The sequence below is a fragment of the Luteolibacter rhizosphaerae genome, assembly GCF_025950095.1.
Classification (GTDB): domain Bacteria; phylum Verrucomicrobiota; class Verrucomicrobiia; order Verrucomicrobiales; family Akkermansiaceae; genus Haloferula; species Haloferula rhizosphaerae.
Map to the genome: position 1 here is coordinate 265,251 of NZ_JAPDDR010000002.1, position 24,115 is coordinate 289,365.

General features: G+C 62.4%; 22 protein-coding genes and 2 tRNA genes. 16 read left to right on the forward strand and 8 right to left on the reverse strand.

From position 1 onward, the window contains the following. The first annotated feature begins 24 nt into the window (after window positions 1-24). The 3 genes from OJ996_RS04150 to OJ996_RS04160 are packed head-to-tail and all read left to right on the forward strand — an operon-like array spanning window position 25 to window position 2,094. Window positions 25-756, forward strand: a complete 732-nt coding sequence (locus tag OJ996_RS04150) for an RluA family pseudouridine synthase (RefSeq protein ID WP_264511479.1) — start codon at window positions 25-27, stop codon at window positions 754-756. 20 nt (window positions 757-776) lie between these two features. Further along, the gene (locus OJ996_RS04155) at window positions 777-1,532 is read left to right on the forward strand and encodes a Nif3-like dinuclear metal center hexameric protein (RefSeq protein ID WP_264511481.1); all 756 of its coding nucleotides are present in this window, start codon (window positions 777-779) and stop codon (window positions 1,530-1,532) included. A gap of 4 nt (window positions 1,533-1,536) precedes the next feature. Further along, window positions 1,537-2,094 (forward strand): DNA-3-methyladenine glycosylase, encoded by a 558-nt coding sequence (locus OJ996_RS04160; RefSeq protein ID WP_264511483.1) that lies wholly within the window; start codon window positions 1,537-1,539, stop codon window positions 2,092-2,094. A gap of 18 nt (window positions 2,095-2,112) precedes the next feature. Here OJ996_RS04160 and OJ996_RS04165 read toward each other — a convergent pair. Next, window positions 2,113-2,186: transfer RNA gene (locus tag OJ996_RS04165), tRNA-Gly, on the reverse strand. 167 nt (window positions 2,187-2,353) lie between these two features. Between OJ996_RS04165 and OJ996_RS04170 the strand changes: the two genes are divergently transcribed. The 11 genes from OJ996_RS04170 (at window position 2,354) to OJ996_RS04220 (ending at window position 14,527) form a co-directional block, all read left to right on the forward strand. Beyond that, window positions 2,354-2,427, forward strand: a tRNA-Gly gene (locus tag OJ996_RS04170). A gap of 38 nt (window positions 2,428-2,465) precedes the next feature. Continuing rightward, entirely contained in the window at window positions 2,466-3,047 is a 582-nt protein-coding gene (locus OJ996_RS04175; protein WP_264511485.1) for a hypothetical protein, read from the forward strand. Window positions 3,048-3,094: 47 nt separating this feature from the next. Continuing rightward, entirely contained in the window at window positions 3,095-4,330 is a 1,236-nt protein-coding gene (locus OJ996_RS04180) for an outer membrane beta-barrel protein (protein ID WP_264511487.1), read from the forward strand. A 145-nt stretch (window positions 4,331-4,475) separates the two neighbouring features. Then, entirely contained in the window at window positions 4,476-6,662 is a 2,187-nt protein-coding gene (locus OJ996_RS04185) for a GumC family protein (protein ID WP_264511489.1), read from the forward strand. A 26-nt stretch (window positions 6,663-6,688) separates the two neighbouring features. Continuing rightward, on the forward strand, window positions 6,689-7,252 hold the full coding sequence (locus OJ996_RS04190) for a polysaccharide biosynthesis/export family protein (protein WP_264511491.1): 564 nt from the start codon (window positions 6,689-6,691) through the stop codon (window positions 7,250-7,252). Window positions 7,253-7,262: 10 nt separating this feature from the next. After that, a complete protein-coding gene (locus OJ996_RS04195) occupies window positions 7,263-8,003 on the forward strand; it encodes a PDZ domain-containing protein (protein ID WP_264511494.1) in 741 nt (246 codons plus the stop codon). An 84-nt stretch (window positions 8,004-8,087) separates the two neighbouring features. Further along, window positions 8,088-10,328 (forward strand): carboxy terminal-processing peptidase, encoded by a 2,241-nt coding sequence (locus OJ996_RS04200; RefSeq protein ID WP_264511496.1) that lies wholly within the window; start codon window positions 8,088-8,090, stop codon window positions 10,326-10,328. After that, window positions 10,328-11,008, forward strand: a complete 681-nt coding sequence (locus tag OJ996_RS04205) for a YggS family pyridoxal phosphate-dependent enzyme (protein WP_264511498.1) — start codon at window positions 10,328-10,330, stop codon at window positions 11,006-11,008. The genes OJ996_RS04200 and OJ996_RS04205 overlap by 1 nt, the downstream gene beginning before the upstream one ends. Further along, a complete protein-coding gene (locus OJ996_RS04210) occupies window positions 11,005-11,307 on the forward strand; it encodes a gamma-butyrobetaine hydroxylase-like domain-containing protein (protein ID WP_264511500.1) in 303 nt (100 codons plus the stop codon). The genes OJ996_RS04205 and OJ996_RS04210 overlap by 4 nt, the downstream gene beginning before the upstream one ends. Window positions 11,308-11,312: 5 nt before the next feature. Next, the gene (locus OJ996_RS04215) at window positions 11,313-11,696 is read left to right on the forward strand and encodes a hypothetical protein (RefSeq protein WP_264511521.1); all 384 of its coding nucleotides are present in this window, start codon (window positions 11,313-11,315) and stop codon (window positions 11,694-11,696) included. A 554-nt stretch (window positions 11,697-12,250) separates the two neighbouring features. Further along, window positions 12,251-14,527 (forward strand): hypothetical protein, encoded by a 2,277-nt coding sequence (locus OJ996_RS04220; RefSeq protein WP_264511523.1) that lies wholly within the window; start codon window positions 12,251-12,253, stop codon window positions 14,525-14,527. Window positions 14,528-14,575: 48 nt separating this feature from the next. Here OJ996_RS04220 and OJ996_RS04225 read toward each other — a convergent pair whose 3' ends face one another. Together OJ996_RS04225 and OJ996_RS04230 are read right to left on the reverse strand one after the other, a co-directional pair. Beyond that, window positions 14,576-16,186 (reverse strand): ABC-F family ATP-binding cassette domain-containing protein, encoded by a 1,611-nt coding sequence (locus tag OJ996_RS04225; RefSeq protein WP_264511525.1) that lies wholly within the window; start codon window positions 16,184-16,186, stop codon window positions 14,576-14,578. 51 nt (window positions 16,187-16,237) lie between these two features. Next, window positions 16,238-17,434: an SHD1 domain-containing protein gene (locus tag OJ996_RS04230; RefSeq protein ID WP_264511527.1), complete on the reverse strand. Its 1,197-nt coding sequence runs from the start codon at window positions 17,432-17,434 to the stop codon at window positions 16,238-16,240. An 85-nt stretch (window positions 17,435-17,519) separates the two neighbouring features. Here OJ996_RS04230 and OJ996_RS04235 point away from each other — a divergent pair, with 85 nt between their 5' ends. Further along, window positions 17,520-18,551, forward strand: coding sequence for a serine hydrolase (locus OJ996_RS04235; RefSeq protein ID WP_264511529.1), 1,032 nt, complete (start codon window positions 17,520-17,522; stop codon window positions 18,549-18,551). Window positions 18,552-18,557: 6 nt separating this feature from the next. Here the strand turns inward: OJ996_RS04235 and OJ996_RS04240 are convergent, their stop codons facing one another. After that, a complete protein-coding gene (locus OJ996_RS04240) occupies window positions 18,558-19,655 on the reverse strand; it encodes a hypothetical protein (RefSeq protein WP_264511530.1) in 1,098 nt (365 codons plus the stop codon). Further along, on the reverse strand, window positions 19,652-20,944 hold the full coding sequence (locus tag OJ996_RS04245) for an APC family permease (RefSeq protein WP_264511532.1): 1,293 nt from the start codon (window positions 20,942-20,944) through the stop codon (window positions 19,652-19,654). Before OJ996_RS04245 ends, OJ996_RS04240 begins: the two co-directional genes overlap by 4 nt. A gap of 116 nt (window positions 20,945-21,060) precedes the next feature. Between OJ996_RS04245 and OJ996_RS04250 the strand changes: the two genes are divergently transcribed. Beyond that, window positions 21,061-22,110, forward strand: a complete 1,050-nt coding sequence (locus OJ996_RS04250) for a PA0069 family radical SAM protein (protein ID WP_264511534.1) — start codon at window positions 21,061-21,063, stop codon at window positions 22,108-22,110. A 2-nt stretch (window positions 22,111-22,112) separates the two neighbouring features. On the opposite strand, the gene OJ996_RS04255 is transcribed toward OJ996_RS04250, so the two are convergent. Genes OJ996_RS04255 through OJ996_RS04265 form a run of 3 tightly spaced genes read right to left on the reverse strand, consistent with a single transcriptional unit; the run spans window position 22,113 to window position 24,111 of the window. Further along, the gene (locus tag OJ996_RS04255) at window positions 22,113-22,457 is read right to left on the reverse strand and encodes a carboxypeptidase-like regulatory domain-containing protein (RefSeq protein ID WP_264511536.1); all 345 of its coding nucleotides are present in this window, start codon (window positions 22,455-22,457) and stop codon (window positions 22,113-22,115) included. A 23-nt stretch (window positions 22,458-22,480) separates the two neighbouring features. Beyond that, complete coding sequence (locus tag OJ996_RS04260) at window positions 22,481-23,416, reverse strand: DUF6268 family outer membrane beta-barrel protein (RefSeq protein WP_264511538.1); 936 nt, start codon at window positions 23,414-23,416, stop codon at window positions 22,481-22,483. A gap of 11 nt (window positions 23,417-23,427) precedes the next feature. Next, window positions 23,428-24,111, reverse strand: a complete 684-nt coding sequence (locus OJ996_RS04265) for a hypothetical protein (protein ID WP_264511540.1) — start codon at window positions 24,109-24,111, stop codon at window positions 23,428-23,430. Window positions 24,112-24,115: the final 4 nt, after the last annotated feature.

Sequence of the window (24,115 nt, forward strand, 5' to 3'; positions counted from 1 at the left end):
TACTTGCTACCCGCTACTCATCCCGTGCGCGCCGTCTGCGAGTTCCGGGTGATCGACGAGTCCGAGGACTGGATCGTCGTGGACAAGCCCGCGCCGCTGGCCGTGCATCCGGCCAATGGCAAGGTGGAGCCGACCTTGCTGGGGGGGCTGGAAGAACTCCTTCTCTACGAGCGGGCGAATGGTGCCCGGCTCTCGATCCTGACCCGGCTCGACCGGGAGACGAGCGGGCTGGTGCTGGTGGCGAAGAATGCCGCCGCGGCGCGACACTTCTCCCTCCAGTTTCAGGACCGGGCGGTGAAGAAGGAGTATCTGGCCTTGGTTCACGGTTGGCCGGAGTGGGAATCGCTGCGGGTGGAGGCGTCGATCATTCGGGCGGGGGGCGCGATCTGGCTGCGACAAGCGGTCGACCCGGCGGGTCGCGACTGCGTGACCGGCTTCCAGGTGGAGAAGCGTTTCTCCAATGCGCTTGGCCGCTTCGCCCGGGTCCGCTGTTTCCCGGAAACCGGGCGGATGCATCAGATCCGGGTGCATATCGAGCATGCCGGACACCCCTTGGTGGGCGATAAGATCTACGGTACGGATGGCACACCCTATTTAGAGCAGTTCGCCGGGCAGATTTCCGATGAATCGGTTGCCCGGCTGATCTTGCCGCGCCATGCCCTGCATGCCTGCAAGCTCTCGATCGGCTGGCAGGGGCGAATGCTCGAATGGGACTCGCCCTTGCCGGGCGATCTCGCCAGCTTTGCTTCCGGCTGAGTCCCGCCGACTATTCTGCCATGCCGCTTCTACAAGATGTCGTTTCTTTCCTGGATGCCGGGCTCCGGACTGCCGAGATCCCGGACTATTCGGGAGCGGTCAATGGCTTGCAGCTTGAGAACGGAGGCAGCGTGACCCGGATCGCCGCGGCGGTGGATGCTTCACTGCCAATCGTGGAGGCTGCGGTTGCAGGGGGAGCCGATTTGCTGATCGTGCACCATGGGATGTTCTGGCAGGGTGCCCAACCGCTCACGCGTGCCTATTATAAGAAGATCAAGACGGCGATCCAAGGAGGGTTGGCGATTTACTCCTCCCATCTGCCGCTCGACGTGCATCCGGAATGGGGGAACAACATCCGCCTGCTCCGCGCCCTTGGATTGGAGCCAAGCGGAACCTTCTTCGAGTGGAAGGGCCTCCGCCTGGGCTTGATCGCGGAAACCGAGATAGTGCGCAGTGAATTGATCGAGGATTTGTCCGCGGCCGTGGGTGGTCCGGTGCATCTCTGCCCCGGAGGTCCAGAGATAATACGGAAGATAGGTCTGGTGACCGGTGGTGCGGGTGCGGAAGTCGCTAGCTGTATCTCCGCCGGGATCGATACCTTCATCACCGGGGAGGGACCCCACTGGAGCTACCCGCTGGCGGAGGAGCTGGGGGTGAACTTGTGCTATGGCGGCCACTATGCCACCGAGACCTTCGGCGTGAAGGCGCTGGCGGCGCGACTTTCGGAAGACCACGACATTCCGTGGTTCTTCATCGACCGCCCGACCGGACTTTGAACCCATGGAGGAGATCGGGCCCGAGTTCTTCCAGCGCCATCCGGTCGATTGCGCCCGCGATCTGATCGGGGCTGTCTTCCGTTGGCACGGCTGCGCGGCCCGTGTGGTGGAGACGGAAGCCTACGCGGCGGAGGGGGACGAGGCCTGCCACACTTTCTTCCGGCCCGGAGCCCGGCGCTTCGTGGCCGGGCATCCTCCCGGGACGGCCTACGTTTACCTGAACTATGGCGTGCACTGGCTCTTCAACGTGCTCGCCCATGGCCCGGACATGTCGGGTTTCGTGCTCTTCCGCGCTTTGGAGCCGGTGGAAGGCATTGATCTCATGATCGCGCGGCGGGGCAGGCCTGCCCTATTTTCGCTTTGCAGCGGACCGGGCAAGCTCACCGCCGCGCTGGGAATCGACGGTTCAGCGCACGGTTCAGCATTTCTTCGCGAGCAGCGGACCGGGCTGGTTAGGGGACGGGCGGCAGGGATAGCAGTCGGCCCGCGGATCGGTATTTCGAGGGCTAAAGAACTACCATGGCGCTTCCATGAAGGAGGGAATCCTCATGTAAGTCGTTGATTGGGAGGTGGGAGGGGGTGGAGCGGGTGAAGGGAATCGAACCCTCGTATGCAGCTTGGGAAGCTGCCGTTCTACCATTGAACTACACCCGCCGCTTGGGAGTGGGAAGGGGACTAGCTTTCAAGGGCTTGCGATGCAATCGAAATCCCTGCAAAATGCAGCCTCCCGTGATCGCGTAAGGGTCCCCGAATGCTCGGGAAATCACGCAAAAAAGAGCTTGCGGGATTTTCCGGCGGCCTGTTAGCTTCGCCCCAAGTTCGCGGGTATAGCTTAGTGGTAAAGCTCTAGCCTTCCAAGCTAGCTATGCGGGTTCGATTCCCGCTACCCGCTCCATCTGATAGGACCCGATTATCCCGACCTGATTCCCAAACATGAAAACCACCTTCCGAATCGCGCTGGCAGCCACCGCGCTGGGTATGTTGCCCGCCATGGCTGAGGTCGATTGCCTCAAGCTCTCCGTCTCGGTGAAGCACGCAGTGGCTGCCCAGCCCCAGCAAGTTCTTCAGATCGTCGAGAAGGAAGTTGCCGCCAATCCCGATTGCTCCTGCGAGGTCGTTAAGTCGGCCATCGAAGGTTCCAAGGCCGATTCGAAGACCGTGGCTGCAATCGTCGAGACCGCCGCGACCGTCGCTCCCGACAAGATGCGCTTGATTTCCCAGTGCGCCGTGGCCGTGGCCCCGCAGGCTCTCGCCGACGTGCAAGCGGTGATGAGCCGCATTGACCCGAGCAAGGGCGAAGGTGGTTACAGCGCCAAGGGTTCCAAGGCAGCTCCGGAAGTTGCCGTGAAGCCGGCCTTCAATCCGCTTGATTTCCCGGGCCAAGGCCCCGTCGGTCCGACCCCTGGTGGTCCGCCGATCCTGCCGCCCGGCCTGCCGCCGACGATCCCGCCGGTGATCGTGCCGCCGATCGCCACCGACATCAATGCGGTCGTGATCCCTGATCAGGAACTGTGATTGGAAGTCGAAATACTTCCTGTTTCCTAACGTTCTAATATTTCCTCATGAAACGCAGCTTCCTTTCCACGCTCGCCGCGGCTTCGGCCATCGGTGCCGCTCAGGCCAGCCTTTACCACATCCAGGACGAAGCTCAGGAGAGCATTCCCCTCAAGTGGACCGCGGGCGTGAACCTGACTTGGGATGACAACGTGAATCCCACCGCCACCGGAGTGGGTGCTAATGACGATGCCGTCAGCGTCAATCCCTTCGTCGGCCTCTCCTTCGTTTCCATCACCCCGCAGACGACCTTGGACGTCTACGCCCGTGTTGGCGCGATCTACTACTTCGACGAGCCCGAGGCTCTCGGTTCCGAAGACATCTACGGCCAAGCCCGTGCCGGTGTGAACCTGACGCACCGCTTCAGCGAGCGTCTCCGTTTCTCCAGCCGTAATCACGTCTCCTATGAATTGGAGCCGGATTACTCCTACGGCTACGCCACCTCCCGCCAAGTGGGTGAATACCTCTACTGGCAGACCGACAACTCCGTCGGTTACCGCTGGTCCGAGCGTCTGGGCACCTACACCGGCTTCACGCTGTCGGGACTGGATTACGATTCCTCCGTGCCGAACGCCGACCGCTTCACATGGACGGTCTATAACCAGTTCCGCTATCAGCTCACCGAGCAGACCGTGCTCACGGCTGACTACCGCTACTCGGAAACCTCCGGTGACGGCCTCGCTTCCGACTCCACCAACCACTACCTGCTTGGTGGTGTGGAACACCGCTTCACCCCGAACACGATCATGATCGCCCGTATCGGTGCTCAGTTCCGCGAGGTGGATGACGTCGGTGCCGATGAGACGACCGATCCTTACGCCGAACTCGCCTTCAACACCCGCGTGAACGAGCAGTTCATGGTGCGCTCCTTCCTGCGCTACGGGATCGAAGATTACGACACCGTCGTGAACGTCTTCCCGGGTCCTTTGGTTGAATTCGATTCCCGCCAGACGCTCCGTATCGGTGTGACAGGCGAATACGAGCTCTCCCAGGCGCTCACCATCTTCGGTGGTGTTGACTACATCACCACCGACTACGAAGACGGTCGTAACGCGGTTACCAGTGCACCCGTCGCTGCCTCCGCTTCCGAGGACATCATCAACGCCTACGTGGGCGTCTCGCTGAAGTTCACCGAGAACCTCTACGGCAACGTGTCCTACAACTACACCGACTCCAGCTCCGACCTGCCGAACCGCAGCTACGACCGGAATCGCGTCAACCTCGGTGTTCGTGCCGAGTTCTGATCGGAGACATCATCGTTTCTCTTTCGAGCTAGTTTAGTACTCGTCCATTTTAAACATCGAGCTCCCGCAGTGGTCTACCATTGCGGGAGTTTTCGTTTGAATGGAGAGCGATCCGTGACAATAAGACATCCAGCAATCGCGACTAATGAACCAATCGTCCCACTCGTCGGAGGCCAATCTCCACGCCATTGATTACTGGCAGGTCATCAAGAACCGCTACGGCGTGATCCTCCTGACCTTCCTTCTCGTGTTCATGACAGCTCTGGTCATCACCTATGTGATGCCGAAGAAGTATGAAAGTAAGGCGGTCGTGCAGGTCCGACCGAAGACCGGAGGTAGCTTGGTCCTTCCAGGGCAAGCCGATTCCGGCCGCCTCTCCCTCGATAACGGGCAGACCTTCTTCCCGACCGAGTTCGAAGTGATCCGCGCCCAGAAGACCCTGGATACCGCCATTGAACGGCTCGATCTCGTGGGCCGATGGGGATCCGATGTCGACTCCGTCCGCCGCACCCTCCGTGGGATCGTGGATGCCCAGAACATTCGCGGCACTTCGTTGATCGAAATCCGGGTCCGCTACAATGATCCGAAAGATGCTCAAGCGATCGCCAAGGCGGTGTCCGAGGCCTACCGCGAACGTCGTACCAAGATCCAGGCGGAGTATGCCGAAGAGGCTTTGGATCAACTTCGCCGTGCCGTTGTTGCTCAGGAAGATGTGGTGGAAGACAAGCGCAAGCTGCTTTCACAGATCATCCGTCAGGGTAAGATCATTCCCGAAGGCCATACTCCCGGAGTCCGGGGAGGCGGCGGGGGCGGTTATACCGCGGACGACAGCGCCGAGGACGCACAGCGTAGCTTCGCTGCCTTGGAACAAGAGAAGATCGCGTTGGAGAGCCAGATCGAAACGCTGCTCAAGTACGACGGCCCTCAACTCATGGCCTATGCCGCAGGCCTTAGCCTGCCGGACAACATCATTCCCGTCCTGCTCCCCCAGTTCCAAGAGGCGAAGCGAAACTACGACGCCGCCCAGAGCTCCGGCTTGGGCATCCGTCACCCGCGCATGATCTCGCAAGCGAAGGTGCTTGAAGGCATGGAAGCGGACTTGGTGGAGGCCGCGGCAAATCTGCGCGAAACGCTCAAGGCAAAACTCGAACTGTCCAAGGAACAGCTTGCCCGCCTCGAGCAGCGCATGAATCAGAAGAAAGACGAGGCGATCAAAGCCGGTCTTGAAGGCCAAGGGTACAGCGATGCTCAAGCCGACTTTGAAAGCGCCCAAAGCCTTCTCGAGCAGCTCAAGCTGAAGCAGATCAACGACGAGATGGCTGGCAAGGTCTTCGAAGATCCGATCATCATTCATGAAGAGCCGACCCTTTCCCAAGTTCCGGTAAGCCCGAATGTGACCCTCAACCTCGCCCTCGGCGCGGTGGTTGGGCTCATCTTCGGTGTGGGCGTGGCCTTCTTCCTTGAGTATCTCGATACCTCGGTGAAGTCGCTCGAAGACGTCGAACGCTACCTGCAAGTGCCGGTGCTCGCCGTGATTCCAAAGGACGTCGGCGTGCTCTACAAGCAGAGCGGCATGAGCCCGGATGCGGAGGCCTATCGCATCTTGCGCACGAACATCGAGTTCAACCGCAAGAACCCCGAGGACAACGCCATCACGGTGGTTTCCGGTGGAGCAGGCGAAGGCAAGTCGACGACTCTGGTCAATCTCGCCTACATCTGTGCCCAGGGCGGTTACACCACCCTGATGATCGACGCCGACCTCCGTCGTCCGCGTCTCCACACCTTCTTCGACATCAACAATTCGGTCGGTCTGACCAACTATCTGACCACCGAACTGATGCTGGAAGATGTGATCCTGCAGACTCCGGTGGATAACCTCTACTTCATGCCCTCCGGCATCCTGCCGGCGGATGCCGCAGGGATCTTGAACTCACGCCGCATGTCGGAACTCATCCAGGACGTGAAGCAGCGCTTCGACCTGGTGTTGGTCGACTCCCCGCCCATCCTCGGCGTGAGCGATGCGTCCGTGCTCGCGAGCGAAGTGGACCTCACCATGATCGTGGTGCAGCACCGCAAGCTTCCCCGCAACATGCTCCTGCGCGTGAAGCAGGCAGTGGAGAACGTCGGTGGTCACGTCATCGGCGTGGTGCTGAACAACGTGGATGTCCGCAGCGACAGCCAGTATCAGTACTATACCAGCTACTACACCTACTATGCTCCCGCGGAATCCCAGCCGATTCCGTCCGGCAGCCAGTCCAGTGCCTCGCCTACATCCCCGCAGCCGCGCGCAGCACGCCCGGCTAAGAAGGACGACAAGCAAGACCTCTACTAATCACTTCACTTTAAAGTCTTTATCCTATGAACCGCATTTTTCTGTTGATTGCGTGTCTGCTCGGGTTCGCCGGGGCTGCATCGGCTCAAGTGACGATTGCCTCGGGGCAAGCCATCGAGATCCGGATCTCGGGTGTTCCCCAAGAGGAGATGACGATCGTGAACAACACCTATCCCGTGTCGGAACAGGGCACCATCCGTCTGCCCTTTATCGGCACAGTGCGCGCTGCCGGTCTTCGGCCTGAAGGTTTGGCATCCAGCATTGAGGCGGCTTACCGCTCGGCCCAGATCTACACGCATCCGACCATCCAAGTGCTTTCGTCTTCGGATGAAACGCTGAAGGAACTGACGGTTACGGTGGGTGGTTATGTCCGCAATACCGGTCCGGTGAAGTATGTCCGCGGCCTGACGCTCTACAACGCGGTGCAGGCGGCGGGTGGTCCGAATGAATTCGGTGCCATGGGCCGGGTCGGCCTCGTCCGCAATGGCCAGCGCAAGGAATATGACCTGCGCCAGACCAAGTTCATGAACATCCTCGTCGAGCCGAACGACACCATCACGGTGCCGCAGAAGAACTGGCTGGGCCAATGACCTCGCTTTGATGCGCCGGGAACGCTCCGCGATCCGTTGCTTTGCCGGGATGGCCGCTCTGGCCATCCCGGCCTTTGCTTTCGGTCAGGAGCCGAAGGTCGGCGACTGGGTCGCAGCCCTTTCGAGCGATGATTTCCGCGAGCGTGTTGAATCGAAGGACAAGCTCTTGGAGTGGGGTCGCAAGAATCCGGCCCGCGCGATGGATTTGTTCTACGCCGCGCATGAATCGGCGGCGGATGCCGAGACGAAGATCCTTCTGCGCGAGGCGCTGCGCGAGTTAGTGGTGGAGGATCATCAGCGGAATAACGGGGAGGGATACGTCGGGGTGCGGATGCTGGAGCTGAATGTGGCGGTGCCGGGGGACAAGGTGCCGCGGACGGGGGTGCAGGTTATTGGGGTAGAGGAGGAAAGTCCGGCGGACAAGGCGGGGCTGGAGGTGGGCGATGTGATCATATCACTCAACGAGTTACGGTGGGTCGGGCCGGGGGCGACCGATGCGTTCACGAATGCCGTGCGGCGGCACAAGCCGCGGGAGAGCGTGAAGCTGGGGGTGCTACGGAATGGCGAAGTAAAGGAGGTTTCCCTTGTCTTGGGGATCCGGCCCTTGGGCGCTTTGGAGCGTCAGGACTTATTGTGGGCCAATGGGATGGGTCGGCCTATCCCGAACCCCCAGCAGGCGGAGGAGAAAGCCCGGGAGGGAGTTTTCCGCAATTGGCTGGAGCGCAAACGGGCTGCCAAAAAGCTGCCCTGAGCGGTCCGGCCGGGTTTAAAAAATCGACAATTCCCGCCTGCGTGCGACGCTAGAAAAATTGTTACGCCCCGGTTCTCTCGACCCATGAAATTCTCACGTATCCGCAGCGCCGCGATGGCGGTTGGTCTCACGGCTTCGACCCTCACCGCATGCGCGCAACAGGCGGACTTTGACGAAGTCGGTTGCCAGATGGCGATCATGTTGCAGAACAGCCATTTCGCGCGGCTCAAGTTCAACGACATGAGCCAGCGGTTCCTGGATGATTTCCTGCGCGACCTGGATTCCGGCAAGTCCTACTTCACCCAAGAGGACATCGACCGCTTCAACCGGCAGTATGGCGACAATCTCGCCGAGATGCTGATGAAGAAGGAGAGCATGGCGGCGGCGATCGACATCTACGGGACTTTTAAAAAGCGTGTGGAAGCGCGGGTTGCGGAAGGCAAACGCGTGCTGGCCGCGAACGAATTCGATTTCGCCAAGGAAGAGTCGATTCAGCGCAGCCGCAAGGATGCCGCGTGGCCGAAGACCGAGGAGGAGGCGATGCAGCTCTGGCGCCAGCAGATCAAGGAGGCGGTGCTTTCCGAGACGCTGCGCCGCGACATGATCGCCCAGATGGCGGCGAAGCAGGGCAAGGAGAACCCGCTGAAGGCCGACAAGGATCCCAAGGAGAAGATCGCGCTGCGCTACGAGCGGTTCCTCCACAGTGTCGTGCAGGATGTCGATGACGAGGACGTGGCCGCCATGTTCCTCAGTGCGGTCGCGCGGTCCTTCGATCCGCACACCGACTACATGAGCACCCGCGAGATGGATCGCTTCCGCGACGGGATGAAGAACGAGCTCGTGGGCATCGGTGCATTGCTCCAAGGCGAGGAAGACGGTGCGACCAAGATCATGGGCATCGTGGTCGGCGGTCCTGCCGACAAGCAGGGCACGCTCAAGCTCAACGACCGCATCGTGGCGGTCGACCCCGATGGCGACGGTCCGCGCGAGATGGTGGACATCATGTTCATGAAGATCGACAAGGTGGTCGATCTGATCCGCGGCCAAGAGGCCACGCCGGTGCGTCTCAAGGCGGAGCCCGCCGGTGGTGCTCCGGGCGAGACGGTTCTGATCAATATCGTCCGCGCGAAAGTCGCGCTGAAAGACGAGCAAGCCAGCGCGGAGATCATCGACATGAAGGCCCCGAGCGGTGAGGCCACCCGGCTGGGGATCATCACGCTGCCGTCGTTCTATGCCGATTTCGATGAAGGCAAGGTTCGTTGCTCCGTGGATGTCGAACGCCTGCTGGAGCGCCTCAAGGAAGAGGGAATCGACGGTCTGATGCTGGATCTCCGCAACAACGGCGGCGGTGCGCTCGAGGAAGTCCGGCGCATGACCGGTTTCTTCACGCCGCGCGGCCCGGTGGTGCAAGTGAAGAACACCTTCGGCGAGCGCCAGGTGAAGGAGTCCGACCGCAAGGAGCCGATCTATGACGGCCCGATGATCGTCCTCACCGACAAGAGCAGCGCCTCCGCCAGCGAAATCTTGGCCGGTGCCCTGCAGGACAACAACCGCGCCGTGATCGTGGGCGAGTCCTCGACCTTCGGCAAAGGCACCGTGCAGCAGCCGATGGACATCAGCCGCATGCTGCCCTTCTTCAAGGCCCGCGACAAAGCCGGCACGCTGAAGGTGACGATCCAGAAGTTCTACCGCCCCTCCGGTTCCTCGACCCAGAAGATGGGCGTGATTCCGGATGTGGTGCTGCCGAGCCTGACCGATGCGCTCGAAGTGGGCGAAGCTTTCCTTGATCATCCGCTGGAGCACGACCTGATCGGCCGTGCCCCGGACTTCAACCCGATGAAGAAGGAGCAGCTCTTCCTGCAGACCTTGAAGGATCTCAGCACCAAGCGCGTTTCCGCTTCGAAGGACTTCTCCTACATCATCGAGGACGTCACCAAGGCGAAGGCACGTATCCGCGAGAACAGCATTTCGCTCAACATGGCCGAGCGGAAGAAGGAGCTCGATGAGATCGACGCCCAGCAGCAGCAGCGCAATGCCGAGCGCAAGGAGCGTTTCGCCGGAGTCCAGACCACGGACAAGAAGGACATGACCTTCTTCAAGCTCACCCTCGACGATGTCGAGAAGGGTGCGGATATCCAGAAGTACGATCCTTCCGCGGAAACCGAAGGTTACATGCGCAAGGCCAAGGACGAAACCGCAGAATTGGATGAGACCCCGCCATGGCCGAGCGCGCTCGACCCGCACAAGCGCGAGGGCGTGCAGATTCTCGGCGACCTCGTCGATGTCACTCGGAATGCCCGCATGGCCGGGATGATCGAGCGCTAATGCCCGGAATCGCCGAACGTCTCACCGAACTCCACCAGCGCATGGCCGACGCATCATCGTCGGCCGGGCGTGCGCCGGGTGAGGTGGAGTTGCTTGCAGTCTCGAAGACCTTCGCCACGGAGGATGTGGCGGAGGCTTACGCCGCCGGCCAGCGTCTCTTTGGGGAGAGCCGTCAGCAAGAGGCGGCACCGAAGGTGGCGGCCCTGCCCGCGGACATCGAATGGCACTTCATCGGCGGTTTGCAGCGGAACAAGGCGCGCAAGGTGTTGGCGGATTTCCCCTGCATCCACAGTGTCGATTCCCTGCGCCTTGCCGAGCATCTCGACCGGATCGCCGGGGAAGAGGGCAAGCGCCCGCGCATCTACCTGGAGGCGAATGTTGCAGGAGAGGAGTCGAAGGGTGGTTTCGCTCCGGAAGAGCTTCTTGCCGCAGCGGAGACTCTTGCGGGGTTGAAGCACCTTGAAATACTTGGAGTGATGTCGATCCCGCCGGAGGAAGACTCGCGCCGCTGGTTCGCGGCGACCCGTGAACTCCGCGACCAGCTCCGCACTACCAGCGGTCTTGCCCTGCCCGGCTTGAGCATGGGCATGAGCGGGGACTTCGAGGAGGCCATCGCCGAGGGTTCGACAATCGTCCGTGTCGGCTCGGCTCTTTTCGGTTATCGTTCTTACCCAGCATGATCCGCCTCGACCACGCCGCCGTCGTCGGCTCCGAACTCGCGCTGCGCTTCGCCGATGGCGAGGAGATTTACCTCGCGCTCGACATGCTCCGGCGGGCTTGTCCCTGCGCAGCCTGCCAAGGAGAGCCGGACGCGCTGGGGCGGGTGCTGCGGCCGGTCCAGCAGATTGAAGGGCGCGGTTTCGAGCTGCAGCGATTCGAGGGAGTGGGTGGCTACGCCCTGCAACTTTTTTGGGCAGACGGGCACTCGACCGGCATTTATACCTTCGACTATCTGCGCCGTCTGGCGCTCATCCCCTAGAAGCTATGGACCCGTATGCGCCGCCCCTCAGTCCCGCCCTTCCGGCCGATGACCAGAGATTGGCGATGCGGGAGATCGTGGTCGGCTGGGAGCGGTTGAGATTGCTCTACAATGCGATCCTGGCGGTTCCGGGGTTGCTTGTTCTGAGTGCGATGACGGGGGAGTACGGGATGCCGGCTCTCACCGCGGTCCTGTCCGCGGTGTTCGTGGCGGTGGGTGCGAACCTGTGTTTCTTGCTGGGGCCCTTGGCGGAGTTGTATTTGCGCGGGATTTTCCGGCGGGGACAGCCCTTGGGGAGAGGGCGGTGGTTGTTGTTCGGGTCGGGGACTTTGCTTTCGTTGTTCCTGTTCGTGCTGACCTATTCGCAGATGACGATGGGGTGGCCGTGAAGGGGGGATTGAGGCGCATGCCGAGAGAAGTCGGAGCGAGCACAGCATGAAGCTTCCGCTATCACGCGATGGATCGCGTGCTTGCCCGGTACACGGTGCCGGGCTGGTGTGAACCGTCTCGAAGGGGACGAGGAGGAGCTTGAGTTGTTAGATGGTAGGTGTCGAATCGCATGCGGCGAGGAGCAAGGAAGGGCGAAGCGCGGGGATGAGGCGGATCCTCCTCGCCCTCCTTCAGAGAGCCGGACTTTTGGGGTGCGTCACCCAGGGTTGCGTCGCGATGCTCCTTACCCTGGGCTTTCTCCTTGTCGCCCCGTTGGGGCTTTAGAGGTGAGGGCGGAGGCGGGCAGTCCAGGCTTTTGAGGTGGGGTTGGGGAGAGGATGGCGATGTAAAGGGTGGATGCGCACAGCCGGAATGACGAAGTCATTCCGCTACGATGGGTGTAGTAGTTGAAGGCCGCGGTGGAGGGCGGGGCTTGGATCTTTCGGTCCATTTACCGGGAGGAGAGGATGGGCATGATCCCGGTTCTCCTGACGAACAAACCAAGGAGCCTCCCATGAAGATCCATCTCCCTCTTGTTGCGCTTTTCAGCTTGTGTCTCGCCGGCAGGGTTCTGCCTGCGACTTCTGCTCCGGAGAACCGCGGGGCGGGGTTCGATGCCTTGGGGCATTTCACGGTGCAGTCGGAAATCCCGGCGGGCTCGCGTCATGCGGTGCTCGAGATTACCAGCGACCTTTCGGCTTCCGCCTCTTGGCGGCCGATGATTGCCACGGCGATTGACGGGCGCGAGGCGAAGCTGATGTTCCGGCTGCCACCACAGGCGAGCGGGAAGGTGTTCGCGAGGGTGAAGACCGGGATCTCGACGACGCTGCCCACGGTTGAGCTCTCCGGGCCGGATCTGTGCTACGTGACCTATGCGGATAGCATCAGTTCGGGAGCCAAGATCGCATTTCTGACCTCCGCATCGACGAAGATGGGCGAGTGGTCCGCGCTGCCGCTGGCGCAGTGGCAAGCGAACTTGATCGCATGGGCGCTGCAGGATCCCAAGGTCGCTTCCGCAGAAGTAGTGCCCCCTGCCGATAATGTCTCGGTCCGCTTCAAGGATGGCACGACGGCCACGCTCATGCGGGCGCCACGTCGCTATACCGGCCCTGCCATGCAAAGCGCGGCGACTGCCGTAGCGAAGGCACCGCATTCTCCCGAGCCCTTCCCACCTGCCCCTGCGCCGCCGAAAATACCGACGGAGACGGGCCGCAATCTCCCGGACAGCAACAACGCCGTGACCGCCTTCTCGCTGGAAACCGGCTTCCCCAACTCCGCGCCGACGATCGGCAGCTGGCTGGCCACGCGGAGCTATGCGGTGAGGACCTTCCCCAGCACCACGATCGATCAGATCCTGCAGTGGTCCGCTTCCAAGCCGATGGCCGCGCTCTTCTGGCAATCGCACGGAGTGCCCTACCGGAAGAAGGACGGCAGCATCGGGATCGCGCTGGTGACGCGGCAGTATGCGACTGATGCGCTGAGTGACGGTCCCTATGCGGCGATGATCAAGAACGACGAGATCAACTTCGCGGTCGATGATGAGAAGAAGCCGTTCTACGCGGTGACCTCCGAGTTCGTCCGCAAGCGCATGCGCTTCTCACCGAACTCGATCGTGGTGGTGGATGCGTGCTATGGCGGCGGAGCGGAACTGGCCGCGGGCTTCACGGCTGCAGGCGCGGGCTCGTATGCGAGCTGGGACTGGCTCTCCGGGCCCTATAGCGGCACGCCTTGCCTGAAAGTCTTCGACCGTTTGCTCGGGATGAATCAGGAGCCGCCGGTCTCCGTGCCGAAGGAGCGCGCCTTCTCCCTGATGGCAACGCGCTGGTGGATGAGTGCCTACCAATTCGACTACGACCCGAGCCCCGAGTATCCGAACCAAGGCCGGCCGAACGCGAAGCTGACCTGGTATGACCACCCGGATAAGCCCGGACACATCCTGTGTCCCACGATCATGCGCGTGCTCCATGAGAACAAGGATCTCAAAGAGCCCTATACGAAGTTCCTGATCGAAGGCGACTTCGGCGACGATCCCGGAGAGTCGCTGCGCGAGGTGCTATGGGGCGGGCAGAAGATGCAGGTGGTCCGCTGGGAACCCTACTACGGCATCGCCATCCGCATGCCCTCCTCGCCACCGCGGGGAAATATCGAGGTGATCATGAGAAAGGGCGGCTTCACCCGGCGCAGCAACGTGGTGCCGATCACGGAGTGGACGGTGCCCTTCACCTATGAAGTCAGCGGGAAGGGGTCCCTGAATGCGAAGATGGTGATGAACGTGAAGTTCCGCGCGGACATCCGCGGCTCCCGCGGCAACCCGGAAATGCCGGTGCAGTATCTAGGCAGGCTCTTCTCGAACATGGCCGATTGCGAAGGAACGGTCTCGGCTTCCGGCACCCATTCCCCGGATGCGGCGACCACCTTCACGTGGTCGGGCGGTTCCTCCCTGACTTCGGTCGATCCGAATGCCGACGAAACCTATGCGCCGAAGCGGATCCGAAACTCCGGCAGCATCAACTTCGGGGTCGGGCGGATCGACCAATTCCAACTGAGCGGCGACGGCGACTTCACCGAAACGGAAGTCCGGGTCCATAACGATGGGAGCTCCACCACCATCGTGCGCCAACTCGGGATCGGGTTCCCCGGCTTCTATCCCGCACCCGAGATGCCGCTGAACCTCGGCAACGGCACGCTCCGTGGAAACACGCTCGAGTGGAGCGGCAGCGAAGGCACGGTGAAGCTTTCCTGGCCCTCCGTGACGCCGCAGATGATGCCGGATAACAATACGCCGCGGTAAACCGCGGCGTATCGAAGATCGTGGTGCGGGGCGAGCCCGGGCGAATGCTCAGGCCGTTACCGCGCCGCGGTCGTCGTTCAGACCGCTCTTCTCGAGGAAGTAGTCGTAGCCGCCGGTGTAGCGGGTCACGGTGCCATTGTTGATGTGCAGCGTGGTCTCCGCGAGGTGGCGGATGAAGTGCACGTCGTGCGAGATGAAGACGAGCGTGCCCTCGTAGGCCTTAAGCGCGTTCACCAGCGAGTCGATCGAGAGGATGTCGAGGTGAGTGGTGGGCTCGTCCATCAGCAGGAGGTTCGGCGGATCGACGAGGAACTTCACCAAGTTGAGGCGGGACTTCTCACCCCCGGAGAGCACGCCGCAGCGCTTCTCCACATCGGTGCGGCGGAAGAGGAAGGAGCCGAGGATCGCGCGGGCGTCTTCCTCGCGCAGGGTGGTGCAGCTCGCGAGCACTTCCTCCAGCACGGTGTTGTCCTCGTTGAGAGTCTCCGAGCGGTGCTGCGAGTAGTAGCCGAGCTTGGTGGCGTAGCCGACCTCGCGCTTGCCGCCGTTGATCGGCAGCACGCCGGCGAGGATCTTGAGCAGGGTGGACTTACCGGCACCGTTCGGGCCGACGAGAACGATTTTGTCGCCGCGCTCGATGGTGAGATCCAGGTCCTTGTAGATCTGGCGCTCGCCGTAGGCCTGGCTCACCTTTTGCAGCTCGATCACCTTCTGGTTCGAGCGTGGCGGCTGCGGGAAGGCGAACTTGAAGGGCTTGCGCGGGGCACGCGGCTTCTCGATCCGCTCCATCTTTTCGAGGAACTTGATGCGGGACTGGACCTGCGCGGCCTTCGAGCCGACCTGGCGGAAGCGATCGATGAACTCCTGGTGGCCTTCGATCTCCTTGTTCTGGTTCCGGTAGGCTTGGACCTTCTGCTCGTAGCGCGCCTCGCGCTGTTCGAGGTAGCTGGAGTAGTTGCCGGTGTAGGCGATGAGTTCCTGAGCGTCCGGATCGATCTCGATCACGTTCTCCACGATGGCGTCCATGAAGTCGCGATCGTGCGAGATCATGAGGATCGCGCCTGGGTAGTTCATCAGGTAGCGCTGAAACCAGAGGAGCGAGAGCAGGTCGAGGTGGTTGGTCGGCTCGTCCAGCATCAGCAGGTCCGGCTCCTGGACGAGGAGGCGGGCGAGGTAGGCGCGCATGATCCAGCCGCCGGAGAATTCGCGGGCGGTCTTGTGGAAATCGCTCTCCTTGTAACCGAGGCCGGCGAGGATCTTCTTCGCCTTCGGTTCGAGCTGGTAGCCGTTGAGGTGATTGAACTGGTCCTGGGCGTGGGCGTAGTCGGGGTGATCCGTGGTGCCCGCGGCCTCGTGCTCGCGGATGGCGCGCAGGTAGCCGACCATCTCCGGGGTGATGCCGATGGCGATCTCCAGCACGGTCTCGTCGCCGGGGTCGCCGGATTCCTGAGCGAGGTAGCCGGTGATGGCGTAGTCGTCGCGCTCGATGGTGCCGCCGTCGAGGTCCTCCTGGCCGAGGATCATGCGGAAGAGCGTCGACTTGCCGGCACCGTTCGGACCGACGAGGGCGATGCGCTCGCCCCAGTTGATCGAGAGTTCCGCATCGCGGAAGAGGGTACGGCCGCCGAGCGTCTTGGTCAGCTTGTGGATCGTGAGCACGGGGCCGGTGTAGGGGAGCCGGGCGCTGCGGGCAAGCGCAGGAACTCGGCTTTATTGGAAGGAGCTGCCCGCCATGAAATCGGCCCAAGCCGTGTCCAGCGCAGCGCAGGACTCGAAGCCGAGGACCTTTGCAACCGCTTCAGCTTCTGAAAGGTTCTCACCTTTCCGGGTTCTGGCGAGCAGTTCGTCGAACTTCTCCAGACGTGCCGCGTCCGCGTGGATAAAGGAAATCAAGCCATAGGCGAAGCCAAGGTCCCGGGGCTGGGCTTCGTCCGTGGTGATTCCGTAGAAGCTGGCAAAATCAGGGCGGGAGCCGCTTTTGAGAAGGCGCTTGGGAAGGGCCGCCCAGTCGCGGGCGCTCTTGATCTTTTCCACGGTGGTTCCGCGGACGACGATCTGGGTTTCAATATTGCCGCAGATTTTCTTCTCCCGGTGGTAGGCGAAGCCCATCTCGATCAGGCGGAAGTAAGTGTCGCCGGAGGCAACTTGGAAAAGGGTCGAGGTCAGGAAATGAATGCGGGTCGGCCAAGTGGGGCGGTTGCTCTGGAAGTCCTTGGTGTCGAGCCGGAAGGTTTGAGCCTTGAAGGTGAGGCCATGTTTCGCCGCGAACTCGGAGTCGATCTTGCATGACGTGACGCCCGCGGTTTTCAGTTTGTAGTTGGGTGAGGCGGTATTGCTGTTCTCGGCGTGCTTGTCGTGCCATGAGCCGAAGATTTCGGCGTGCTTGGTATCCTCAAACAGGATGATCGGCATCTTCTTGGTCCCGAAGGCCTCGGACAAAGAGGGAAGATCGGTGGCGATGTCCGCCCACAAGCGCTCGGCGGCATTTGCATAGGCGGCGAGCAGGTCGGGCTTCACGTCTCCCAAGGCGAGAATCAGGAAGTGCTCCGAGGCGAGATTCTGTTGGAACACGATCCCGTCGAAATCGACTCCCTCCGGCTTGGAGGTCCACTTCGAGGGGTCGAGCTTTACCGTCGCAAAGTTACCGGTGCGGGCGGAAGTGGCCGCAGGAGAAGCGGGTAGCGCGCTTTTGAGATATGTCAGGTCTGCCTCGCTGAGGGTCGTCTTGGGAATCTGGATTTCCCTGCCATCCGCGCGTTTGACCCAAGCAGTGGTGGGATCATGCTTGATCAAGCTTCCCTCGATCTTGCGGCCCTTGGTGTCGGTCCAAGTGCGTGTTTCTTGGGCGGAGGCCGTCAAACAGGCTGCGGCAAGGACCGCAAATCCCGGGAGGAAAGGGAACTTCATCGGAGGCAGGATGCAGATTTGCGGCAGGGAGACAACCCGCGAGTTGTGGCTTTCCCCTGCCGGAATGTAGGCTAGTGGTGATGCCATGATGGATCGGCGCGGCTTTCTCTCCCTGCTTGGATTGGCATGTGGAGGATGTGCGGGTGGGATAGGATCCTCCGGCACGGCATGGTCGTCGGGCTCATTGGAGCGGGCGGACCGGATCGCGAAAGGCCACGGGGCAAAAGGTTGGGGCGCGTGGATCGGCGGGCGCAGAGTGGCGGGGTGGAGCACGAACGAGCGCGGGCCCTCGCTAAGCCTGACGAAGGTGTTGGCGGCGCTGGCGGCGACACGGGCTGCGGGCGAGGGCTGGCTGGCGGACAACGAGAGTGCGGCCTCGACCCTCCATGAATGGCGCGGGGATGCGGCGAAAATGCGGATCACCGTCTTGGCGCTGCTCCAGCAGACGGCGGGTCTGGAGGCGGGGGTGGCGGCGCTGTATCGCAACCCCACGGACAAGGGGCGGAATGCGGTGTCGCTGAGGGTGGTCGATTCACCGGGAAGTGTCTTCCGCTATGGGCCGGCCTGCTGGGAGGTGCTGGCCGAATTGCTGAATCGCAAGCTGGTGGCGCGCGGGGAGACGCTGGAGAAGTTCCTGCATCGCGCGGTGATGCGGCCGATCGGGCTGAGCAGTCCGGATTGGCGCTCGGACCGGAAGGGGCGTTTCTTCCTTTCGACCGGCGCGGAGATGAGCGTGGAGGATCTGTGGCGGCTGGGGCGCACGGTGGGTGCGCTGCTGCGCGGGGAGTCCACGCAAGGCTTCGATGCGGCACTGTTCGCACGGATGACGCGGCCCTCCGCGGTGAACCCGATGTTCGGCGGTGGGATCTGGCGGAACGTGAATGCGAGGAAGGGCGGGGCCTTCCCGATCGAGATCGAGGATGCGCTGGATCCGCCGCGCGGCAGCGGCTTTTGGAACAGCGCTTGTATCTCCCGGCGCCAGCCTGCGGAGATGGTGGCGCTCGTCGGTTCGTCCGGGCGGCGGGTGTTTATCTGGCCCGCGGAGAACAAGGTGGTGGCCCGGCTGGGCAGGGCGCCGTCGTGGAAAGACGGGCCCTTCCTGGATGCCTTGGCCTGAGCTTGCTTACTTCCGGGTGGAGATCATGAGATTCGCGTCATCCGGGCGGAAGTGGTAGCCGGAGCCGAAGGGGACGGGGGTGCCGCCACCGATGGCGTCGTAGGCGGCGCGGAGGTCGGCTTGATTGTGTTTCGCGAAGAGGGCGATGGGGGCGTCGTAGTTGCCGTAGAGGCGGACGTTCCACTTACTAGAATCGTAGTAGCGGTAGGGGATGCCGGAGTCGTCCTGGACAATGGCATTGGTGTTCGAGAGGACCCAGTCGCGGACGCCGGAGAAGCCGGAGTCGTGCATGAGGTAGGAGGCGGCCTTGAAGTAGGCCACGCCGCCGCTGTAGGAGGAGAGCCAACTGCGGTAGGAGGCATTGAAGCCACCATTCGAGAGATCGCCGGAAACGTAGATGGCGCGGCGGGCGCCACCGCCGGGGAGGCGGAAGCGGATGTCCACACCGGAACGGCCTGCTGCGCTGATGGGCTCGACGCTATCCACGGTGGCATCCATTAGGGCCAGGCTGGCGAGCATGATCGGTGCGACGCCGGGCAAGGGGCCGCCGGCGAGGTCGTTCTTCATGTCCTTGGTGATGAAGTAGCCGGTCTTCATCTGGGCATCCATGGCCACGCTAAGACGGTTGAGCGAGCCCATCACCTGGCCGGGATCGGCGTTGTCGAGGTAGGGCAGGCCACCGGCGGGTTCCAGGCCTAACAGGACGTAGTTCGAGGCTTGCGGGAAGAGGGCGGTGACGTACATGAGGTCCGGACCGCCGAAGGGATAGAGGATGGCGCGCGGATTGCCGACCAGCGGACGGACGTTGATGTCGGACCACTCGCGCTGCACCGCGGTGCGCTTGGAAGCGAAGAGCCGCCATTTGGTCGCCATGTCGTTGGCGTGGTCCTGATAGTTCGCGGTCTGCTGCATCTGCGAGAGCACCGCGCCCTGCCTCACCGGACGGCCGGCGAGGAAGCGGGCGATGTCGTTGGCGCTGGCCTGGCCTTCGACCGGTGCGAAGGCCTCGGCGGCTGGGGCAAGGGTTTGCGTTTGGCCGCGTTCCGGTTGTTTCGGTCCACAGGCGGCGGCGAGGAAGAGAGGCAGGAGGAGCAATCGTTTCATCGGCGAAAGAGTTTGAGAGGGAACCAGACCACCGCGAAGAAGATCGCGACCCCGGCACCGGCCAAGGTGGTCTTCGGATTCTGGATCGCGGAGTACACGATGACGAATCCCGCCATTGTGAGGAAAATCAAGGGCGGAAGCGGATAGAAGGGGATCTTGACCGGGCGCGGGAGTTCGGGAGCGCGGATCCGCATCACCATGCTTCCGGCCACGACGAGGGAGGTGGAGAGGGTGAGGCCGATCTGGGTGGCTTCCATGAGATCGCGCAGGCCTGCGGCGTAAACGAGCACGAGGGCGACGATCATCTGGAAGAGGAGCGCGAGGTGGGGGACGTCCTTGCGCGGGGCGAAGAAGGAGAGCGAGCGCATGTTACGCCCCATGGCACCGAGCACCCGCGGGCCGGCCCAGAGCAGGGCGCTGGCGGAGGCGAAGAGGCCGAGGGCGAAGAGGCCGGAGACCATCCGGGCGGCTTCCCCCCCGAAGAGCGAGGTGGCGGCGATGTGGCCCACCGCTTCCTGGCCTTTCAGGTCGGCGACGGGTGCGGAGTGGAGGAAGGAGGCATTGAGGCCGACATAGAGGACGGCAACCAGCACGGTGCCCCAGAGCAGGGCGCGGCGCACGGTCTTCTGCGGGTCGTTCCATTCCTCCAGGCCATATACGGCGGCATTCCAGCCGGTGTAAGAGTAGGTGACGTAGAGCAGGGCGACGGCGAAGCCCGGGGTGAGGACGGCGAGGCTGTCGATCTTGAAGTCAGGGGTCCAGCGGATGTCGCCCTTGCCTTCCATCGTCCATGCGGCGCCGATGAAGATGAGGATGAGGAGGAGCTTCAGGCCGGTGGCGGCGACTTGCACGCGGGCGCTGGTTTTCGTGCTCACTGCGTGGGCTGCGGTGCCGAGCAGGATCACGCCGGCGGCAGCGTGTTGGACGGGGATGCCGCCGATGGCCTTGTGGAGGTATTCGCCGAAGGCGAGCGCGGTGATGGCGGTGGGGGCGGAGAAGCCGGCGAAGGCGGAGAGCATTCCGGCCATGAAGCCGAGGCTGGGGTGGTAGATGGAGCGGAGGAAGTGGTACTCACCGCCGGAGCGGGGGAGCATGGCCGCGACTTCCGCGTAGCAGAAGGCGCCGCAGAGCGCGATGAGGCCGCCGAGAGCCCAGAGGAAAAGGATCTGCGGGCCGGAGTTGAGGTCGAAGAGCTGGAAGCCGAGCGAGGTGAACACGCCGACGCCGACCATGCTGGCCACCACGAGGGCGGTCGCTGCAAAGGCTCCGGCGTGAGTCGGTTGGGACACGGCCTAACACATCCGCGAAATCGGGGGCTTCCGCAAATTCCGATTGGAACGGATTATAAGTGTTCAAATGAACAAATTAGATTGCGGCTTTCCAAGGTCGGGGGATGATGGCGGGCATGGATCCGCACCGCGGCCGGGGGGCGCAGGAAATTCCCGCCAATCGCTTCGAAGCGCTCTGCCTGCACACGGATGAGGACGCGTGGGTGGACGATGACCCGCGCCCGCTGAAGACGACTTTCCTGTGGGATGATTCGAAGTCGGTGCTGAACTCGAACGATTCCGAGGATCTCTCCTTTGAGTACAGCGTGAACCCGTATCGTGGTTGCGAGCATGGCTGCTCGTACTGCTACGCGCGGACCTATCATGAGTATCTGGGCTACTCGGCGGGGCTCGATTTCGAGTCGAAGATCGTGGTGAAGGAGAATGCGCCGCGCTTGCTGGAGGCGGCGTTTGCGAAGCCCTCGTACAAGCCGGCGATGATCGCGATGAGCGGGGTGACCGATTGCTATCAGCCGATCGAGCGGAAGCTGGAGATCACGCGGCGTTGCCTGGAAGTAATGGTGCGGTTCCGGCAGCCGGTGGGGCTGATCACGAAAAATGCGCTGATCGCGCGCGATGTGGATCATCTCGGGGAGCTCGCGCGCCATCAGGCGACCTGTGTGTTCATCTCGGTGACGAGTCTCGATCCGAAGCTTGCGAGGATCCTGGAGCCGCGGGCGTCCTCGCCACGGGCGCGGCTGGATGCGATCCGGGCGCTGGCAGATCACGGGATCCCGGTGGGGGTGAGCGCCGCGCCGATGATCCCGGCGCTGAATGACAGCGAGCTTCCGGCGATCCTGGAGGCGGTGAAGGAGGCGGGAGGCAGCTTTGCCTTCTATACCACGGTCCGCCTGCCGGGGGCGGTGGCGCCGGTGTTTTCCTCGTGGCTCGACCGGCATTTTCCGGAGCGGAAGGAGAAGATCCTCAAGCGCATTCGCGGCACGCATGGCGGGAAGCTGAATAGCAATGTGCCGGGTGCCCGCATGCGGGGTAGCGGGGAACCGGTGGGGCAGCTCAGGGCGCTTTTCCACGCGAGTTGCCGGCGTCTCGGTTTGGCGACGAGACCGCCTCAGCTCAGCACAGAGGCCTTCCGGCGGGTGATGCCGGGGCAGGGGGAGTTGTTCTGAGATCAGCGTCGGTAGAGCTGGATGCCCATGGGGAAGCTCAGGGGCCTCTGGTGATTCTGGCCGATGTAGCCGTTGCCAGCAGAGTCCTGGTGCCACGCCATGATTGAGTGCCAGCTTCCGTTCCGGGCGCGTCGGAACCTTTTCCAAGGGATATCGAAGGTTCCGTCGGGCCCGGTGGTTCCGATCTCGAGCGCCGGGCCCGAGACAATGCTGATCGCAACCGTCGCACCTGCGGCCGGTTTCCCATCCGGCAGGGTCACGGTGATCCTTCTGGATTCAGCGCTCTTCAAGGCCGCCGCGCCGAGGAGCGCGGCGACGATCACGAGAGACAGGAGGATCTTCTTCATCGGGTGGTGAAACCCGATACGGCTTACCAGACTTCTTTCTTCACGGCTAGGTAGCCGAAGACGCCTTCGTCCAGATCACCCAGAACGGCTTCGTTGAGGCCCAGGCCATCGGGGGTCTTCAGCTCGATCTCGTTGCCGAAGGTGATGCCCGCGCCGCCCTCCACCCACCAGGTATCCTGGATGCGGCGATGGATGTGGAGGCCCGCACGATAGGAAGTGAAGTCGAGGGTGCGAGACTGGTTGTTGTCGTCGATGTTCCAGACACCGCCGGCCGAGCGCACGTCGAAGCTGAGGCGCCAGTCTTCCGACATGTCCCAAGCCGCCGTGAAGGAGGGGCCTAACAACTGGAGCCGGATGTCTTCCCGCGGGGCCCAGAAGAAGGCAGGGCCGGGGACCAGGGATTCGTCGCCGAAGGCATCGAACAAGGCGACGCCGCCTCCGAGGTAGAACTTGTCGCTGAACTTGTACCCACCACCCACGGCGACATCGAGGAAGATGTCGTCGCTGTCGATGTGGTCGAAGTCGGTGGAGAGCGCGGGTTTGATCCAAGCTCCGTAGATCCAAGGCGATTGTGGCGAGTAGTTCAGCAGCCAAAGAGGCAGTTCCAGCGAGTGCAGGTCTTCATCCTTCACGGGGAAGCCGGGCAGCGTGCCATCGTAGCGCAGGAAGGTGCCCTCGTAGCGGAAGGTGGGAAGCAGCACCAGATCACCGGCGATGGTGATCGGCTTGCTAAGGAAGGTCTGCATTTCGGCCTGCCATGCATCCAGCTCGCCTTGGCTACGGTCGAACTCCATGCCGAAGTTCCCGTAGGCGCTCACGCGGAAGGTATCGAGGAAGAGGAGAGGGCTTTCGTTCTCTGCCGTCGCACCGGTCACGGGGGCGCTGGTGGTTGTTAGCGTGCCAGCATGGGCGGCGGTGCAAAGCGCTGCTAGAGCGAGGAGAGCGGGTCTTTGGATCATGGTTCAGCCCTTCATAGCCTAGTACCCATCCCGTGGCTAGAGGGGAAATGTCGGGAGCGTCTCCGACGACCTGCCAAGAAGACCCCGACACAGGTAACAAGCACCAGTGCAGCCGCAGCGATCCAGCCTCTGGAGATGACGGCATCCTCCGTTTCCGCTTCCTCCGGTTGTTCGGAGATACCCGTTAGCTTCCGAGTGCCGATGTCGAAGCCCGCGATTTTTCCCGTGGTGGTGTGGATGAAGAGCTGGTCCTCGGTTATATCCAGGTCGTCATACCAAGTGCGCCAGAAGTCTCCGATCGGACCGATGATCCCCGAGTCCTGCGTTTTCGGTGGATCGGGACAGATCTTGGAGAAAGGAATGCCGCTTCGTGAACCGTCCGATCCGTGGAAAGTGATGCAATTGGATGTCTGCAGATCGGGCTCCTGAATGTGCTGCCATTCGAGTTCCGCCACGGTTTGGCCATCGTTGGAGAGTAAGAAGGGCTGCTGCCATACCCGGGCTTTGAAGCTCCACAGCTCCTTGGTTGGGGCGCTCGCCCAATAAACCTTCTGGTCACCCGACGGATCCACCACGAGGAGGTATTCGCGGTTGGATGAACGGACTTCTCGCCGCTCGGGCGGGGAGTAACTCGTTGCTGTGGCAAAAGGCGAGGTGCCAAGCAGCAATGCGAGGAACACGATGATGCGACCCATGACC

Bases quoted from the DNA above. Each gene is read 5' to 3' on its own strand.
- OJ996_RS04160 (WP_264511483.1), top strand. From the start codon at position 1,537: ATGGAGGAGATCGGGCCCGAGTTCTTCCAGCGCCATCCGGTCGATTGC.
- OJ996_RS04255 (WP_264511536.1), bottom strand. From the start codon at position 22,457: ATGAAGAAGATCCTCCTGTCTCTCGTGATCGTCGCCGCGCTCCTCGGC.
- OJ996_RS04235 (WP_264511529.1), top strand. From the start codon at position 17,520: ATGATGGATCGGCGCGGCTTTCTCTCCCTGCTTGGATTGGCATGTGGA.
- OJ996_RS04155 (WP_264511481.1), top strand. From the start codon at position 777: ATGCCGCTTCTACAAGATGTCGTTTCTTTCCTGGATGCCGGGCTCCGG.
- OJ996_RS04230 (WP_264511527.1), bottom strand. From the start codon at position 17,434: ATGAAGTTCCCTTTCCTCCCGGGATTTGCGGTCCTTGCCGCAGCCTGT.
- OJ996_RS04200 (WP_264511496.1), top strand. From the start codon at position 8,088: ATGAAATTCTCACGTATCCGCAGCGCCGCGATGGCGGTTGGTCTCACG.
- OJ996_RS04210 (WP_264511500.1), top strand. From the start codon at position 11,005: ATGATCCGCCTCGACCACGCCGCCGTCGTCGGCTCCGAACTCGCGCTG.
- OJ996_RS04195 (WP_264511494.1), top strand. From the start codon at position 7,263: ATGCGCCGGGAACGCTCCGCGATCCGTTGCTTTGCCGGGATGGCCGCT.
- OJ996_RS04240 (WP_264511530.1), bottom strand. From the start codon at position 19,655: ATGAAACGATTGCTCCTCCTGCCTCTCTTCCTCGCCGCCGCCTGTGGA.
- OJ996_RS04175 (WP_264511485.1), top strand. From the start codon at position 2,466: ATGAAAACCACCTTCCGAATCGCGCTGGCAGCCACCGCGCTGGGTATG.
- OJ996_RS04265 (WP_264511540.1), bottom strand. From the start codon at position 24,111: ATGGGTCGCATCATCGTGTTCCTCGCATTGCTGCTTGGCACCTCGCCT.
- OJ996_RS04185 (WP_264511489.1), top strand. From the start codon at position 4,476: ATGAACCAATCGTCCCACTCGTCGGAGGCCAATCTCCACGCCATTGAT.
- OJ996_RS04180 (WP_264511487.1), top strand. From the start codon at position 3,095: ATGAAACGCAGCTTCCTTTCCACGCTCGCCGCGGCTTCGGCCATCGGT.
- OJ996_RS04215 (WP_264511521.1), top strand. From the start codon at position 11,313: ATGGACCCGTATGCGCCGCCCCTCAGTCCCGCCCTTCCGGCCGATGAC.
- OJ996_RS04205 (WP_264511498.1), top strand. From the start codon at position 10,328: ATGCCCGGAATCGCCGAACGTCTCACCGAACTCCACCAGCGCATGGCC.
- OJ996_RS04250 (WP_264511534.1), top strand. From the start codon at position 21,061: ATGGATCCGCACCGCGGCCGGGGGGCGCAGGAAATTCCCGCCAATCGC.
- OJ996_RS04220 (WP_264511523.1), top strand. From the start codon at position 12,251: ATGAAGATCCATCTCCCTCTTGTTGCGCTTTTCAGCTTGTGTCTCGCC.
- OJ996_RS04260 (WP_264511538.1), bottom strand. From the start codon at position 23,416: ATGATCCAAAGACCCGCTCTCCTCGCTCTAGCAGCGCTTTGCACCGCC.
- OJ996_RS04190 (WP_264511491.1), top strand. From the start codon at position 6,689: ATGAACCGCATTTTTCTGTTGATTGCGTGTCTGCTCGGGTTCGCCGGG.